Raw genomic sequence first — 15,008 nt, forward strand, 5'->3', positions numbered from 1 at the left:
GAGGGTCCATGCGCAAGTCCATCGCCACCGTGTCGGTGAGCGGCACGCTGACCGAGAAGCTGGAGGCGATCGCCGCCGCCGGGTTCGACGGTGTGGAGATCTTCGAGAACGACCTGCTGACCTGTCCCCTGCCGCCGGAGGAGATACGGCTGCGCGCCGCGGACCTCGGCCTGTCCGTCGAGATGTACCAGCCGTTCCGCGACTTCGAGGCCATGCCGGAGCTGGACCTGCGCCGGGCGGAGCGCAAGTTCCAGATCATGGAGCGGCTCGGCGCCGGCCTGCTGCTGGTCTGCTCCAACGTCTCACCGCGGGCCGTCGACGACGACGATCTCGCCGCGGAGCAGCTGCGGCTGCTGGCCGAGCGGGCGGCCGGGCACGGCATCCGCATCGCCTACGAGGCGCTGGCCTGGGGCCGGCACGTGAACGAGTACCTGCACTCCTGGCGGATCGTGCGGATGGCCGACCACCCGGACCTCGGGGTCTGCCTGGACAGCTTCCACATCCTCTCGCGCGGCTCCGACCCGATCGGCATCGAGGCGATCCCGGGCGAGAAGATCTTCTTCCTCCAGCTGGCCGACGCGCCGCTGCTGGCCATGGACGTGCTGCAGTGGAGCCGCCACTACCGCTGCTTCCCGGGCCAGGGGAGCTTCGACGTGGCCGGGCTCCTCTCCCACGTGCGGAACGCCGGGTACGCCGGGCCGCTGTCGCTGGAGGTGTTCAACGACCACTTCCGGCAGGCCGACGCGTACCGGACCGCCATGGACGCGATGCGGTCGCTGGTCGCCCTGGAGGGCTCGGCCCACCCCGCCGAGGCGACCACCGGCTTCGCCTTCGCCGAGCTGGCCACCGAGAAGGACCCGGCCGGGCTGCGCGACCTGCTCGCCGCCCTGGGGTTCACCCGCTCCGGGACCCACGGCAGCAAACCCGTGGAGCTGTGGGAGCAGGGCCGGGCCCGGCTGCTCCTGAACCGCACGGGCGAGGAATCCGCACCGGCCGCTCCACCCGCACCGGCCGCTCCACCCGCACCGGCCGCTCCACCCGCACCGGCCGCGCCGGCCGCTTCGACCGCGCCGGCTACCCGGGTCGCGCCGACTGCTCCGGTCGCTCGGGTCGCGCCGGTCACTTCGACCGCTCTGACCGCGATCGGGCTGGAGAGCCCCAACCCCGCCGACGCCGTCAAGCGCGCCGAGTCGTTGCTCGCGCCGGTGCTGCCGCGTGAACGCGCGCCGCGGGAGGCGCCGCTGGACGCGATCGCCGCCCCCGACGGCACGCAGATCTTCTTCTGCCGTACGGCGCAGCCGTACAACTGGCGCGAGGACTTCTCCCCGGGCGAGCCGGCGGCGGGAGAGATCACCCACCTCGACCACATCGCGCTCGCCCAGCCCTGGCACTACTTCGACGAGGCCGAGCTGTTCTACCGCAGCGTCCTGGGCCTCACCCCGCAGGAGAGCCTCGAATTCGCCGACCCGTACGGCCTGCTGCGCAGCAAGGCGATGACCGGACCCGGCGGCGACCCGCGGATGGTGCTCAACGTCGCCCAGGTGGGCGCCGGGCAGATCCCCTCCCAGCACATCGCCCTGGCCTGCGACGACATCCTGGCGGTCGCCCGCAGGCTCCGCGCCGCGCGCCCGGACCTGCTGCTGCCGATCCCCGGCAACTACTACGACGACCTGGAGGCCCGCCACGGCGTCGATCCGGCCCTCCGCGAGCTCCGCGAGCTCCGCGAGCTGGGCGTGCTGTACGACAGGGACGAGGACGGCGAGTTCCTGCACCTCTACACGATCACCGTGGGGCGCGTCTTCTTCGAGATCGTCCAGCGGGTGGGCGGCTACCACGGCTACGGCGCCGTCAACGCCCCCGTCCGGCTCGCCGTCCAGCATGCACATGCTCACTAAGATGGACGAATGACCTCTCAGCCCGCCGCCGCGGAACGGCAGCGTGACGCCGACCGCACCCGGGCGGAGATCCTCGAGGTCGCCCAGCGGGAGTTCGCGCGGCGCGGGTACGCCGGGGCGCGCGTGGACGAGATCGCCGAGCTCATGCGCACCACCAAGCGCATGATCTACTACTACTTCGGCAGCAAGGAACAGCTCTACATCGCGGTCCTGGAGAAGGCCTACACCGAGGTCCGGAAGGCCGAGCGGCTGGTCGACGTGGAGCACCTGGCCCCGGTCGAGGCCATCCGCACGCTGGCCGAGCTCACCTTCGACCACCACGACGCGCACCGTGAGTTCATCAAGCTCGTCGCGATCGAGAACATCCACCGGGCCGAGCACATCCGCAAGTCCGAGGTGCTGGCCAACCTCGGCACGCCGGTGCTGGACCTCATCGGGCGCATCCTGGACGCCGGTACGGCGAGCGGCGACTTCGTCACGGAGGCCGACGCGATCGACGTGCACATGATGATCAGCTCGTTCTGCTTCTTCCGCGTGGCCAACCAGCACACCTTCGGCGCCCTGTTCGGCCGCGACATGACCGCGCCGGAGCACCGCGCCCGGCTGCGCCGGACGGTGGGCGAGATGGTGGTGGCCTACCTGCGCGGAGCGGGTTCTCCGGACCGGGACGCGCGGTAAGCCCGTAAACCAAGACATTCAGGGGCTTGTCGCGCCCATCGCATATACGTAGCCTTATACGTATACGTGATAAGGATGGCGATGCCCAATAAAACGATCTACGTCTCCGACGAGGACCTGCCGCTGTTCAACCGGGCGCAGGAGCTCGCCGGGGGCAAGTTGTCGGCGGCGATCAGCATGGCGCTGCGGCGCTACGTCGAGATGGAGGAGGGCCGTCAGGAGGGCTACGACGAGATCGTCGTGAAGGTCGGCCAGGGCGCCGCGGTCCGCAAGCAGCGCTTCCAGGGGGTGCTGCTCGGCGAGTGGGGACGCACGGTGGGCAGCCGGGTCGAGATGTTCCGGGTGTACCGCTCCCGCAAAGGCAAGTACGTCCTGCATGTGGACCGCTCGCCCGACTGGCCGGACAGCGTGACCGCGGGGCCGGGCAACTGGCTGGAGAACCTCTTCTCCCGCGACGCGCTGCGGACCTATCTCGGCCTGGCCGACTCCAGCTGGGGTTTCGTCCAGGGTGAGGCCGCGCTCGAGGTCGTGGAGACCTTCGAGGAGCTGCGCGGCAGGATCCCGGACGAGCTCTACGACCTGATCGCCCACCTCGCCGAGCGTCCCGCCGTGGAAGACCTCGACATCTAACTCCATCAGCTGAACACGCCCGGACGGTCGGCAGGCGACCGCCCGCCATCCCGTCATGCCCGAAAACATCCCATCACCCTCTGAAACCAACCGGGAGAAGGCTGCATGTCCCCCGCCATCACAGCCGAGGGGCTGGTCAAGAAGTACGGCGACGTGGTCGCCCTCGACGGGGTGGATCTCTCCGTCCCCGAGGGCACCGTGCTCGGCCTGCTCGGCCCCAACGGCGCAGGGAAGACCACGACCGTACGGATCCTGACCACCCTCCTGAAGCCGGACGCCGGCCGGGCCACGGTCGCCGGGTTCGACGTCGTCGCCGACGCGCCCCGGCTCCGCGCCCGCATCGGCGCCTCCGGCCAGTACGCCGCCGTCGACGACCATCTCACCGGCGCCGAGAACCTGGAGATGGTCGGCCGCCTCTACCACCTCGGCACCGGACGCAGCAGGCAGCGCGCCCGTGAACTGCTGGAGCGCTTCGACCTGACCGAGGCGGCCGACCGTCCCGTGCGGGGCTACTCCGGCGGCATGCGCCGCCGCCTCGACCTGGCCGGGGCGCTGGTCGCCGAGCCGCCGGTGCTCTTCCTCGACGAGCCCACCACCGGCCTCGACCCGCGAGCCCGCGCAGGCATGTGGGAGGTCGTCTCCGAGCTCGTCGCCGGCGGCACCACCGTGCTGCTCACCACCCAGTACCTGGAGGAGGCCGACCGCCTCGCCGACGCCGTCGCCGTCATCGACCACGGCCGCGTGATCGCGCTCGGCACCGCCGACGAGCTCAAGGACCGGATCGGCGGCGACTGCATCGAGCTGGCCGTGAACGGCGCCGCGGACCTGGACGCCGCACGACGCGCGCTGGCTCCCCTGGCGACGGGGGAGATGAAGGCCGACGGCGCCGCGCTGCGGCTGACGATCCCGGTCGGCGACGGCACGGCCGCGCTCGTCACGGCCCTGGGCCGCCTGGCCGCCGAGCGCGTCGCCGTACGCGACGCGGGACTGCGCCGGCCGACGCTGGACGAGGTGTTCCTGACCCTCACCGGACACCGGGCCGACGAGCTCGTCACCACCGAGGAGGACGGCCGGTGAACGCCCTGCGGATGACCCTCGCCGACGGAATGACGATCACCAGGCGCAACGTGCTCAAGATCAAGCGGGCGCCGGACCTGCTGGGCGGCGTGATCACGCTCCCGGTCGTGGTCGTGCTGCTGTTCGCCTACGTCTTCGGCAGCATGATCGAGCTGCCGGGCATGTCGTACGGGGAGTACCTGATCCCGGGGATCTTCGTCCAGGTGATCGTGATGAGCGGGCAGATCACCGGCTACACCCTCACCCAGGACCTGCAGAAGGGCATCTTCGACCGGTTCCGCACGCTGCCCATGGCCCCCTCGGCGGTGCTGGTCGGCCAGACCGCCGGCGACATCCTCATGAACGTGACCAGCATCGTCGCGATGAGCCTGGTCGGGCTGGTCGTCGGCTGGCGCGTCCACACGGCGCCGCAGGAGGCCGTGCTGGGCTTCCTCCTGCTGCTGCTGTTCGCCTACGCGTTCTCGTGGGTGACCGCGACGGTCGCGCTGGCTCTGCGCAGGCCCGAGGTCTTCAACAACCTCGCCACCACCCTGTCCATGCCGCTGATCTTCCTGTCCAACGCCTTCGTCGACACCACCCGCCTGCCGGCGCCGCTGCGGGCCGTCGCCGAATGGAACCCGGTCTCCGTGGTCGTCCAGGCCGCCCGCGAGCTCTTCGGCAACACCTCGGCGGCCATGCCCGCACCCGGAACCTGGCCCCTCCGGCACGCGGTCCCGGCGGCGCTGCTCTGGTCGGCACTACTCCTGATCGTCTTCGTGCCCCTGGCCATCCGCCTGTACAAGAGAGCCGTCAGCCGGTGACGGCGTGCGTCGGACCCCGGGCGCGTCCTCAGCCGGAGACCTGAGCCTGTCCGGCCCGTAGACCTCCTGGAACCACGCGGTGTGGATCACTTGGCCGACGACCTCCCTCCAGTGCGTGCGGATGACGGCGCGTACGGCGTCGTCGTGGTACAGGCGCTGGCACGCCTGGCAGTGATGGGCGTAGAGATCCTGCCAGGTGATGGCGGGGTCGTGGGAGGCCGCCCAGGCCAGCACCCGGAGCGGGCCCTCGTAGTGGATCCACAGTTTCAGGAAGTCCTGCTCGGACTCCTCGATCGCGTGCCGCAGCGGCGACGCCTCGCGGGCATGGCCGACGTTCAGCTCGGTGATGGTGCGCAGGCCGATCCCGCAGCACGCGCCGATCCGGCCGTCGGCCTGCACGGTGTACGTCTGCAGGACGCTGGTGCATCCGCCGTGTGTCGAGAGGTTTCCCTCGTTGGCGGTCACCCCCGCGTCGTAGTCGTGGAACCGGTACGGGCTCAGGGGCATCCACGGGCTGGTCTTCACCGACAGGGCCGCACGCTGCCGATCGGTGAGCCCGTCCAGCACCTCGTGCCGGAGCAGCCGGTCGCGGGTGACGGTGCTGCCCCGTTTCAGCTCGACCATGACGTGCACGGGGAGCTCCCGTTCGCAGGCGGCGACGACCGCGTACGCGACGCGTTCGATCGGGACGAAGCGCGTGTGCTCGTCTCCGGTGCTGTAATTGATCTCCGACAGCCCGGCGTCCATCAGGGCCGCGATCTTCCTCCGCGCGGCCTCGGGGGTTCTCGCCCAATGGGCGTTGGTGACCAGCCGCACCGGGAAGCCGAGCCGCCGCGCGTGGGAGATCCCGGCGAGCAGGTCCGGCCAGCGCAGCGTGGCTTCGCCGCCCGTGAACACGACGTTGACGAAGCCCAGCTCCTTCGCCTCGTCGATGGCCGCGATGATCTGCGCGCGTTCCAGGCTGGTGCGCTCCTGGGGGCTTGAGAACGTTCCACAGTCCGAGCAGGCGGCCGGGCACGTGAACGTCGGCATGATGGAGAGGGTGCGTTTGCCGCGATATATCCGGTTCTTCGCGGCCGTGGCGCTCATCCGGGGTCCTGTTCGGACGTTTCGAGCAGCCTGGACCTGCGGAGGAGGTGGGCCTGGCGGACCAGCCCGTCGATCGTGCCCCTGACCCACTCGGGCGAGACCACCGGCCGGTCCGCGGAGTCGGGGTCGCCGGGCCTGAGGACCTCCTGGGGCAGGGTCTCGAAGTTCTGGGTCGACAGGTGCGTGTGCAGGACCTGGGCGTCCTGCACCTGGTCCTGCGTCTGATGATGCTCCACTTTGTGGTCGGTGGTCACCGCGATCCCCGGCAGGAAGAACTCGCTGTGGTGGATGAACGGCGCCGACGCGAGCGCGGCCTGGAGCGTGTCGCCGTGGCGGACCGCCTCGCGGATCACATCCAGAGCCGGACTGCTGCCGCCCAGTTCGAGGATCGCGTCGCCGAAGTCCCGGGTGAATTCCTCCCGGGTCATCTCGGTGTCCCGCTTCTCCTCCGCGTACTCCATGAGCCAGTTCAGCAGGTCGGCGTTGGTCAAGACGGCGAAGATCATCCTGTTCGTCTCGCTGAGCGTCTGCGGGGGAAGGTCCGCGGTGCCGGCGTACTCGGCGATGACCCCGGAAGGGTCGGCGATGAACCGTTCCTGGAGCCGCGGGTCGTGACGCATCACTTCGAAAAGCGCCGGCACGTCGCGGGCCACTTGATCGACAGGCAGGATGAGGGGCTCACGCCTTTCGCTGCCACCGGTCTGTTTACTCATACATCCGCCCGGAACCGTAGGTGAACGAATTCGACGCGTGTGCCGCCCCGCCGGCCTCCCGCTAAGCGTCCGCCGTCCGGAACCGGTCGTCAACAAGCCCGGCGGACGCCTGCGCGCGGAGGCGGGCGCCCGGTGCCGACCAGCCCCGGCGGCGGGTGCGGCGGGCTACCGGCGCCGCCATCCTCCGAATGGAGGATGGCCGCCGTCGTCCGTCCGCGGATGACATCCGCCCTGTCGCGTGATTCGGCGACCGGGCCCCTCCTCGCACACTCGGTGGGAATCCATCGAACCGAGGAGGAAAGATGGTCACCACCCTGGGACTGCGGCCGGTCCGGCAAAGTGAACGGCAGCTCGCCCCCGACCTGGCCAGAGGGATCATGCTGGCGCTGATCGCCGTGGCCAACTCCGCGATCTATCTGTACGGACGCCCGTACGGCATCCGGCAGCACGTCATCGAGCACGACCTGCTGAACCGGGTGACGGCGACGCTGAGCATGACGCTCGTGGACGGACGGGCCTACCCGATGTTCGCCGCGCTGTTCGGATACGGCATGGTGCAGATCTGGAACCGGCGGCGGGACGACGCCGAGGGACGGCGGGTCCTGAGGCGGCGCAGCCGGTGGCTGCTCGCGTTCGGGGCGGTCCACGCCGTGCTGCTGTTCTCCGGGGACGTGCTCGGGGTCTACGGACTGCTCGGGCTCGCGATAGTCCGGCTGATGCGCGTGCGCGACCGGACCCTGCTGATCCTGGCCGGAGTCTGGCTCGTCCCCGTCGCCCTGCTGTCCGCGCTGGCCTACAACACGCCCCAGGGCACGGAGCAGCGGACGATCTTCTGGTCGCTGGCGATCGAGGACCCGCTGACGGCGATGGCGCTGCGACCGATCGAGTGGGTGATGACCCCGGTCGGGATGACGGGCGTGGTCACCGCCGGTCTCGTGGGCGTCTGGGCGGGGCGGCGGGAGCTGCTGGCCGTACCGGACAGGTTGGTGCGGCGGGCCGCGGTGTGGGGGCCGCTCGCCGGAACGCTCGGCGGGCTGCCCGTGGGCCTGACCGCGACCGGGTTCCTCACCGTGGACGACCCCGTGACGGTGATGGCGTTCAACGCCGTCCACACGGTGTCGGGCATCGCCGCGGGTCTGGGGTACGCGGCTCTGATCTCCCTGATCGCGCGGCGGATCGGGGCGCGGCGCGGCCGGCTGGTGACCGCGCTGTCGGCCTGCGGGCAGCGCTCGATGACGAGTTACCTTCTCCAGTCGGTGGTCTTCGTGACGCTCCTGCCCCCTTATACGATCGGGCTCGGCGGGTCGCTGGGCTCCGCCGCCACGGTCGCGCTGGCCCTCGGCACGTGGGCTGCGACGGTGGCCGCAGCCGAGTTCATGCGCAGGACCGGAGCGCGCGGGCCCGCCGAGACGCTGCTGCGGCGCCTGACCTATCCGCGCGGCTGAGAGTGAGGGCGGCATGCTGCGGGTCCACGACTGGGACAGGGTGTGGCGCACCCTGCCGCTGATCTTCCTGGGAGTCGCGACCCTGGTCGCGGTGTCCGACTCGCCGGCGCCGCCGCGGGACCGGGCCGTCACGGTCGCGCTGGCCGCCGCCGCGGCGGCGTGGCACTGGTGGATGGTGCTGGCGCATCCCCACTGGCCGGAACGGGCGCCGGCGCCGATGGCGATCTACTTCGCCGTGTTCGCCGTGCTGGCGTGGGTGCTGTTCTCGCGTCATCCGGTGTACGGGCTCCTGGTGCTCGCCTGCTTCCCCGCGGCCTTCGCGACGCTTCCCGGCTGGTACGCCTATCTGGGAGTGGCCGCCACGGCGCTCATCGGAGTAGGCGGTCCGTCCGCCCTCCTGGGCGTCGAGAATTCCTGGTCGGTCACGTCGGCGCTCATCGGAGGGGCGCTGGCGGCGTTCATCGGCTGGAGCATCAGGGCGCTGGAGGCCGAGGTCGAGCGCCGGCACGCCGCCAACCGGGCGTTGGAGAGCGCCAACCAGGCACTGGAGAACTCCAACCGGGCGCTGGAGAGCGCGAACCTCCGCCTCGCCCGGCTCGGTGAGGAGAACGCCGAACTGCAGGGCAGACTGCTGGCCGCGGCCCGCCAGACCGGCGTCGCCGGGGAGCGCGGCAGGCTGGCGAGGGAGATCCACGACACCGTCGCCCAGGGCCTGGCGGGCATCGTCACCCAGCTCGAGGCCGCCGAGGAGGCCGCGAACGACGCCGAGGCGGTACGGCGCCGCCTGGCCGTCGCGCGGAGCCTGGCCAGGGAGAGCCTGACCGAGGTCCGCCGCTCCCTGGACGACCTGCGCCCCGGGCCGCTGGCGGAGACGAGACTGCCCGAGGCGCTGTCGGAGCTGGTGTCCGGCTGGAGCGCCGCGAACGAGCTGCCCGCCACGCTCACCGTCACCGGCACCGCCCGGCTGCTGCACCCCGAGGTCGAGGTGGTCGTGTACCGGGCCGTCCAGGAGGCGCTGGCCAACGTGGCCAGGCACGCCGAGGCCGGCAAGACCGGTGTCACCCTGTCGTACATGGAGGATGTGGTGGTGACCGATATCCGGGACGACGGGGTGGGGTTCACCCCCTCCGAAACGGGCCGCTCCGAAACAGGCGACTCCGGAGCGGGCAGCGGGGGCTTCGGGCTCACCGCCATGCGGCAGCGGGTCGTCAGGCTCGCCGGGAACGTCGAGGTGGAGTCCGCGCCCGGTCAGGGAACCGCGATCAGCGTGACGATCCCCGCGATCCCCGCCGCGGCCGAGCGGGAGACGCCGTGAGCGTACGCCTGGTGATCGTGGATGACCATCCCGTCGTGCGGGACGGCCTGCGCGGCATGTTCGTCGAACAGGCCGACCTGGAGGTCGTGGGCGAGGCGGAGGACGGGGCGCGAGGGCTCGCCGTGGCCGTACGGGAACGTCCCGACGTCGTGCTGACCGACCTGCGCATGCCCGGCGGGGGAGCGGAGTTCATCCAGCTGCTGGCGGAGCGGGTGCCGTCGGCCCGCGTGCTGGTCCTGACCACCTACGACGGCGACGACGACGTGCTGCCCGCGCTGACCGCGGGCGCGATCGGCTACCTGCTCAAGGACTCCCCGCGCGAGGAGGTCTTCCGCGCCGTGCGCGCGGCGGCGGCGGGAGAGACGGTGTTGTCCCCGGCCGTGGCCGCCCGCGTGCTCAACCGGGTCCGCACGCCCGCCCCCGCCGAGCTGAGCGAGCGCGAACGGACCGTCCTCGGCCTGGTCGCGCGGGGCTGCACCAACAAGGAGGCGGCCGCGACGCTGTTCATCAGCGAGACGACGGTCAAGACCCACCTGGCGCACATCTACACGAAACTGGGCGTCTCCGACCGAGCCTCAGCCGTGGCGACCGCCTACACCCGCGGCCTGCTGCCGTGACGCCATCGGACGGCGATCGTGACGGTGAAATGGGTGATAAACGACCGAGGGCCTGATCGCTGTCTCCAGCGATCAGGCCCTTGATCTGCATCTATCGGGTCGGGGTGAGAGGATTTGAACCTCCGGCCTCTTCGTCCCGAACGAAGCGCGCTGCCAAACTGCGCTACACCCCGGTGCACGCCGTCTTGCTCGTGCTTGGGAAAGTCTAGCGGACTTCGTGGGTGCTTGTGTCACCCTGGCCGTCAGCTCCGGCGGCGGGGCACCAGGGTCAGCAGCGACGCCTCGGGGAAGCAGGCGAAGCGGACCGGGGAGTAAGGGCTGGTGCCGAGGCCCGCGGAGACGTGGAGGTAGGCCGAGTCGTGGCGGCTCAGGCCCTTGACCCGGGCCCGGTCGATGCCGCAGTTGGTGACCAGGGCGCCGTAGAACGGGATGCAGAGCTGGCCGCCGTGGGTGTGGCCGGCCAGCAGGAGCTGGTAGCCGTCGGCGGCGAACAGGGTCATGTTGCGGGGTTCCGGGGAGTGCATCACGCCGAGGCGGAGGTCGGCGTCGGCGGGGGCGGGACCGGCGATCAGGTCGTAGCGGTCGCGGTCGATGTGGGAGTCGTGGATGCCGCCCACGGCCACGTCGAGGTCGCCGACCTTGATGCGGGCGGTGGTGTTGTTCATGTCCAGCCAGCCCGCGGCGGCCATGCCGGCGCCGAGCTCCCGCCAGGGGAGGCTGGGGACGTGCTGGCGGGTGTCGCCCTTGGAGGTCCGCCACAGGTAGCGGGCGGGGTTCTTGGGCCGGGGGGCGTACAGGTCGTTGGAGCCGTACACGAACAGGCCCGGGCGGGACAGCAGGGGCTCCAGGGCGTGCAGGAGCGGCCCGACCGCGTCCGGGTGGGCGATGGAGTCGCCGGTGTTGACCACCAGGTCGGGCTTGAGATCGCCCAGGGAGCGGACCCAGTCGATGAGCATCCGCCTGCCGGGGGTGAGGTGCAGGTCGGAGAGGTGGAGGACGCGCACCGGACGCTGCCCGGGCTCCAGCACGGGCACGTCGAAGCGCCGCAGGCGGAACGCGTTGCGCTCGATGACCGAGGCGTAAGCGAGGCCGGCCAGGCCGGCGCCGAGCAGGGACAGGGGTACCGCGGCTGCTTTCCTCACCTTCCCATCATGCCTGAGGGATGCCCCGCTCCCGCCCCGCCACGGGAAACCCGGGATACAACCGGGCTGGTGAGGCGGCAAGATGGAGCGCATGAGCGCATTGAAGGACAAGCTGAAGGCCGATCTCACGGCCTCGATGAAGAGCAAGGACGAGGTCCGCACCCGGACGATCCGCATGGCCCTGGCGGCCGTGAACGTCGAGGAGGTCTCGGGGAAGACGGCCCGCGAGCTGAGCGACGACGAGGTCGTCAAGGTGCTGGCCAAGGAGGCCAAGAAGCGCCGGGAGGCGGCCGAGGCGTTCGGCAACGCCGGCCGCGCCGAGCAGGCGCAGGCGGAGCTGGACGAGCAGGCCGTGCTGGAGGCGTACCTCCCGGCCCAGCTCTCCGACGAGGAGCTCGGCGCGCTCGTGGACGAGGCCGTCGCCGAGAGCGGAGCCTCCGGGCCGCAGGCGATGGGGCAGGTCATGAAGGTCCTCAACCCCAAGGTCGCCGGGCGCGCCGAGGGCGGCCGGGTGGCGCAGGCGGTACGGGCTCGCCTGACGGCCTGAGCGCGCCGCTGAGGGCCCGGCCCCTGACAGCCGGGCGGGGGGGAACCCTGACCAGCCGGGCGGACAAGCGAGAGCCCTCCCTGACCATCCGCAGGGAGGGCTCTCGGCGTTCTCGGCTCGGGGTTCTCACGTCCCCGGGGGCCGCGGGGCTCTCATGTCCCCGGGGAACCTCGGGGAGTCCCGGGGGCCTAGGGAACGATGGGCACGCCGCCGTTGTTGTCCTCGCCCCAGCCCGGCGGGGACTCGAAGCCGAAGCCGTCGTCGTCTCCGCCGCCGCCGTCTCCGCCGTCTCCGCCGCCGTCGCCGCCGTCGTCTCCGGGGTCACCGCCGTTGTCGCCGTCCCCGCCCCGCTCCTTCTTGGGCGGCGGCGCGCACCGGCCGGCCGAGCAGCCGCCGAAGCGCTCCTGGTTCACCGGGGTGAACTCGGTCGCCGGGATGCCCTTCAGCGCGCCGAGCATGGAGTCCTTCCAGATCCGGCCGGAGATCGACGCGCCGTACACGTAGCCGTAGTAGCGCCCGCCGATGGTCACGCCGGTCAGGTCGTATTTAAAAGCGCCGCGCGGGTCGCCGAGACTGACCGCGGAGGCCAGGTCGGGGGTGAAGCCGGCGAACCAGGCCGCGGTGTAGTCGTCGGTGGTGCCGGTCTTGCCCGCCGCGGGACGGCCGATGCCGCCGACCTCGGTCATCGTGCCCTTGGTGAACACCCCGGACATGATGTGCGCGGCCGCGTCGGCGACCTCCTCGTCCAGGACCTCCTTGCACTTGGGCTTGTAGGAGGTGGTCTTGCCGTACCGGTCGACGATCTCCGTGATGGCCATCGGCTTGCAGTAGGTCCCGCGGGCGCCGATGGTCGCGTAGGCGGCGGCGACCGTCACCGGGTCCATCTCGTTGATGCCGAGGGTGAAGGTCTCGAACTCCTTCAGCGGCTTGCCGTCGGCCCGCTTGATGCCCAGGCTCTTGGCCATCTTGATGGTCTCGCAGAGCCCGACCTCTTCTTCGAGCTTCATGAAGAAGGTGTTCACCGAGCCGAGCGTGCCGGTGGTCAGGGTCTTGAAGCCGCCGCCGCCCTCGCTGGAGTTGTGCACCGGATGGGAGGGCTCGCCGACCCTTTCCCCCTTGCAGTTGCGGAAGGCGCCCTCGCTCGGGGCGTGGTAGACGGATCCGGTGCCGAAGCCGTCGCCCAGCTTCATCCCCTGGTCGAGCGCGGTGAGCAGGGTGAACGGCTTGAAGGTGGAGCCGGCCTGGAACCCCGCGCCGCCGCCGTGCTCCACGTCGGCCGCGAGGTTGTAGCTCATCTCGTTCTTCTTCTTGTTCTGCCCGAACTTCCGGCTGGCGGCCATCGCCTTGATGGCGCCGGTGCCGGGGACGATCATCGCCTGCGAGGCGACCGGCTTGTCGCTCGTCTTCACGTAGGTGGCGATGGCCTTCTCGGAGGCCTTCTGCGCCTGCGGGTCGAGCGTCGTCTTGATCGTCAGGCCACCCCGCTGCAGGAACTTCTTCCGGGCCTCGGGGGTCTTGCCGAAGTCCTCGTTGTTGAGGATCTCGTACTGGGCGTAGAGGCAGAAGTAGGGGTAGGGGCTCTCGTCGCAGCCGCCGGGGACCGGGGTGTTCTTGAACCCGAGCTTCTTGGCCTTGGCCTCCGCGGCCTCCTGCGCCGTGATCTTTCCGTACTTGAGCATCTGGTCCAGCACGAGGTTGCGCCGCGCCAGGAGGCGCTCGCGCCCGGCCTTGCCGGTGCTCGGGTCGGTCACGCTGGGGTTCTGCACGGCTCCCGCCAGCGTGGCGGCCTCCCACAGGTTCAGCTCGGAGGCCGGCTTGTTGAAGAACCGCTTGGCCGCGGCCTGGATGCCGTGCGCGCCCGCGCCGAAGTAGGAGATGTTGAGGTAGCGCTCAAGGATCTCGGACTTGGTGTACTTCTCCTCGAGGGCCAGCGCGTAGCGCAGCTCCTTGAGCTTGCGGGAGAAGGTGGGAGCCTGGGCGGCGGCCTGCTCCTCCTTGGTGTCGGCGCTGCTGACGAGCACCAGCTTGACGTACTGCTGGGTGATCGAGGAGCCGCCCTGGACGACGCCGCCGCCGGCGAGGTTCTTGGCGGCCGCGCGGATGGTGCCCTCCACGTCGAGCGCGCCGTGCTCGTAGAACCGGTTGTCCTCGATCGCGACGATCGCCGTCTTCATGAGGTCGGAGATCTTGTCGAGCGTCACCGACTCGCGGTTCTCGAAGTAGAACTGCGCGATCTTCTTGCCGTTCTTGTCGAGCAGCGTCGTCTTCTCGGGAAGGGGGGGCTCCTTGAGCTCCTCCGGCTGCAGATGCAGCTCCTCGGTCGCGGACTTCACGCTGAGTCCGGCGCCGCCCACCGCCGGGAGTGCGATGGCAGCGACCAGCACCCCCGCGGCTGCGCCCGCGGCGATGAGCCGTAGGGCGTTCCCCACTGCCGACTTCTGATCTTTGCCTTGAGCTTGCACGTGTCCAAGAGTACGTCGGGCGGATGGTTCAAACGGTAACGGAACACCGATTCCGTTGGGTCAACCCTTGCCCAAGGAAGGGGTAACTAGTCATTCCCGGCCACATAGCCCTCCGGAACCATGTAAGAAATTGGTCCCGCCGGGGTCTGTCGGCCCGAACGTCTGATTGCGTACGGTCTCTTCTGCAGCAACTGAATACGGAGGCCCGACGACCGCGCCCGTCGGCCCCCCCAAGTCACGACTGACCACCTAAGGGGAGTGGGGTCGAATGTGGATCACGGATTGGACCTCCAGTGCGGCTTGTAAGGGTGCGGATCCCGACGCGCTGTTCGTTCAGGGCGCTGCCCAGAACCGAGCGAAGCTGATCTGTCGAGGGTGCCCGGTCCGGACCGAGTGCCTCGCCGATGCGCTGGACAATCGCATCGAGTTCGGGGTGTGGGGCGGGATGACCGAGCGCGAACGCCGCGCACTGCTGCGACGGCGGCCGGACGTCGACTCCTGGCGGGAGCTCCTCGAGCTCGCCAAGGAAGAGTACGAACGGACCAACGAGCTGATCGCCGGGTGATCCCCGGCTGAGCCCCCGCCGGCCGGGGGCCGC

14 protein-coding genes and 1 tRNA gene are annotated in these 15,008 nt (G+C 70.5%); 10 read left to right on the forward strand and 5 right to left on the reverse strand.

From position 1 onward, the window contains the following. The first annotated feature begins 8 nt into the window (after nt 1-8). The 5 genes from Plo01_RS33580 (at nt 9) to Plo01_RS33600 (ending at nt 5,080) form a co-directional block, all read left to right on the forward strand. On the forward strand, nt 9-1,895 hold the full coding sequence (locus Plo01_RS33580) for a sugar phosphate isomerase/epimerase and 4-hydroxyphenylpyruvate domain-containing protein (protein WP_203894783.1): 1,887 nt from the start codon (nt 9-11) through the stop codon (nt 1,893-1,895). A gap of 9 nt (nt 1,896-1,904) precedes the next feature. Beyond that, nucleotides 1,905-2,573, forward strand: a complete 669-nt coding sequence (locus tag Plo01_RS33585) for a TetR/AcrR family transcriptional regulator (RefSeq protein ID WP_203894784.1) — start codon at nt 1,905-1,907, stop codon at nt 2,571-2,573. 81 nt (nt 2,574-2,654) lie between these two features. Continuing rightward, nucleotides 2,655-3,203 (forward strand): EXLDI protein, encoded by a 549-nt coding sequence (locus Plo01_RS33590; protein ID WP_203894785.1) that lies wholly within the window; start codon nt 2,655-2,657, stop codon nt 3,201-3,203. A 105-nt stretch (nt 3,204-3,308) separates the two neighbouring features. Continuing rightward, nucleotides 3,309-4,280, forward strand: coding sequence for an ATP-binding cassette domain-containing protein (locus tag Plo01_RS33595; protein WP_203894786.1), 972 nt, complete (start codon nt 3,309-3,311; stop codon nt 4,278-4,280). Further along, nucleotides 4,277-5,080, forward strand: coding sequence for an ABC transporter permease (locus Plo01_RS33600; protein ID WP_203894787.1), 804 nt, complete (start codon nt 4,277-4,279; stop codon nt 5,078-5,080). Before Plo01_RS33595 ends, Plo01_RS33600 begins: the two co-directional genes overlap by 4 nt. On the opposite strand, the gene Plo01_RS33605 is transcribed toward Plo01_RS33600, so the two are convergent. Then, the gene (locus Plo01_RS33605; RefSeq protein ID WP_203894788.1) at nt 5,018-6,112 is read right to left on the reverse strand and encodes a radical SAM protein; all 1,095 of its coding nucleotides are present in this window, start codon (nt 6,110-6,112) and stop codon (nt 5,018-5,020) included. The genes Plo01_RS33600 and Plo01_RS33605 overlap by 63 nt on opposite strands. A 53-nt stretch (nt 6,113-6,165) precedes the next feature. After that, the gene (locus tag Plo01_RS33610) at nt 6,166-6,789 is read right to left on the reverse strand and encodes a hypothetical protein (protein WP_203894789.1); all 624 of its coding nucleotides are present in this window, start codon (nt 6,787-6,789) and stop codon (nt 6,166-6,168) included. A 395-nt stretch (nt 6,790-7,184) separates the two neighbouring features. Here Plo01_RS33610 and Plo01_RS33615 point away from each other — a divergent pair, with 395 nt between their 5' ends. From Plo01_RS33615 to Plo01_RS33625, 3 genes are read left to right on the forward strand one after another with little or no spacing between them, the layout of a single operon-like run. Beyond that, the gene (locus tag Plo01_RS33615) at nt 7,185-8,327 is read left to right on the forward strand and encodes a DUF418 domain-containing protein (protein WP_203894790.1); all 1,143 of its coding nucleotides are present in this window, start codon (nt 7,185-7,187) and stop codon (nt 8,325-8,327) included. 13 nt (nt 8,328-8,340) lie between these two features. Beyond that, nucleotides 8,341-9,642: a sensor histidine kinase gene (locus Plo01_RS33620; protein ID WP_203894791.1), complete on the forward strand. Its 1,302-nt coding sequence runs from the start codon at nt 8,341-8,343 to the stop codon at nt 9,640-9,642. Next, a complete protein-coding gene (locus Plo01_RS33625) occupies nt 9,639-10,259 on the forward strand; it encodes a response regulator (protein ID WP_203894792.1) in 621 nt (206 codons plus the stop codon). The genes Plo01_RS33620 and Plo01_RS33625 overlap by 4 nt, the downstream gene beginning before the upstream one ends. 99 nt (nt 10,260-10,358) lie before the next feature. On the opposite strand, the gene Plo01_RS33630 is transcribed toward Plo01_RS33625, so the two are convergent. Beyond that, nucleotides 10,359-10,432, reverse strand: a tRNA-Pro gene (locus tag Plo01_RS33630). Between the two features lie 69 nt (nt 10,433-10,501). Further along, entirely contained in the window at nt 10,502-11,401 is a 900-nt protein-coding gene (locus Plo01_RS33635; RefSeq protein ID WP_203894793.1) for a metallophosphoesterase, read from the reverse strand. Between the two features lie 91 nt (nt 11,402-11,492). Here Plo01_RS33635 and Plo01_RS33640 point away from each other — a divergent pair, with 91 nt between their 5' ends. Further along, complete coding sequence (locus Plo01_RS33640; RefSeq protein ID WP_203894794.1) at nt 11,493-11,948, forward strand: GatB/YqeY domain-containing protein; 456 nt, start codon at nt 11,493-11,495, stop codon at nt 11,946-11,948. A 188-nt stretch (nt 11,949-12,136) separates the two neighbouring features. Here Plo01_RS33640 and Plo01_RS33645 read toward each other — a convergent pair whose 3' ends face one another. After that, entirely contained in the window at nt 12,137-14,377 is a 2,241-nt protein-coding gene (locus tag Plo01_RS33645; protein WP_239317582.1) for a transglycosylase domain-containing protein, read from the reverse strand. 301 nt (nt 14,378-14,678) lie between these two features. Between Plo01_RS33645 and Plo01_RS33650 the strand changes: the two genes are divergently transcribed. After that, nucleotides 14,679-14,975: a WhiB family transcriptional regulator gene (locus Plo01_RS33650; protein ID WP_203894796.1), complete on the forward strand. Its 297-nt coding sequence runs from the start codon at nt 14,679-14,681 to the stop codon at nt 14,973-14,975. The last annotated feature ends 33 nt before the right edge of the window (nt 14,976-15,008 follow it).

The organism is Planobispora longispora (assembly GCF_016863135.1).
Lineage (GTDB): Bacteria > Actinomycetota > Actinomycetes > Streptosporangiales > Streptosporangiaceae > Planobispora > Planobispora longispora.

Coding starts and splice junctions, on each gene's coding strand:
- Plo01_RS33580 (WP_203894783.1), top strand. CDS start 9: ATGCGCAAGTCCATCGCCACCGTGTCGGTGAGCGGCACGCTGACCGAG.
- Plo01_RS33585 (WP_203894784.1), top strand. CDS start 1,905: ATGACCTCTCAGCCCGCCGCCGCGGAACGGCAGCGTGACGCCGACCGC.
- Plo01_RS33590 (WP_203894785.1), top strand. CDS start 2,655: ATGCCCAATAAAACGATCTACGTCTCCGACGAGGACCTGCCGCTGTTC.
- Plo01_RS33595 (WP_203894786.1), top strand. CDS start 3,309: ATGTCCCCCGCCATCACAGCCGAGGGGCTGGTCAAGAAGTACGGCGAC.
- Plo01_RS33605 (WP_203894788.1), bottom strand. CDS start 6,112: ATGCCGACGTTCACGTGCCCGGCCGCCTGCTCGGACTGTGGAACGTTC.
- Plo01_RS33610 (WP_203894789.1), bottom strand. CDS start 6,789: ATGCGTCACGACCCGCGGCTCCAGGAACGGTTCATCGCCGACCCTTCC.
- Plo01_RS33615 (WP_203894790.1), top strand. CDS start 7,185: ATGGTCACCACCCTGGGACTGCGGCCGGTCCGGCAAAGTGAACGGCAG.
- Plo01_RS33620 (WP_203894791.1), top strand. CDS start 8,341: ATGCTGCGGGTCCACGACTGGGACAGGGTGTGGCGCACCCTGCCGCTG.
- Plo01_RS33640 (WP_203894794.1), top strand. CDS start 11,493: ATGAGCGCATTGAAGGACAAGCTGAAGGCCGATCTCACGGCCTCGATG.
- Plo01_RS33650 (WP_203894796.1), top strand. CDS start 14,679: ATGTGGATCACGGATTGGACCTCCAGTGCGGCTTGTAAGGGTGCGGAT.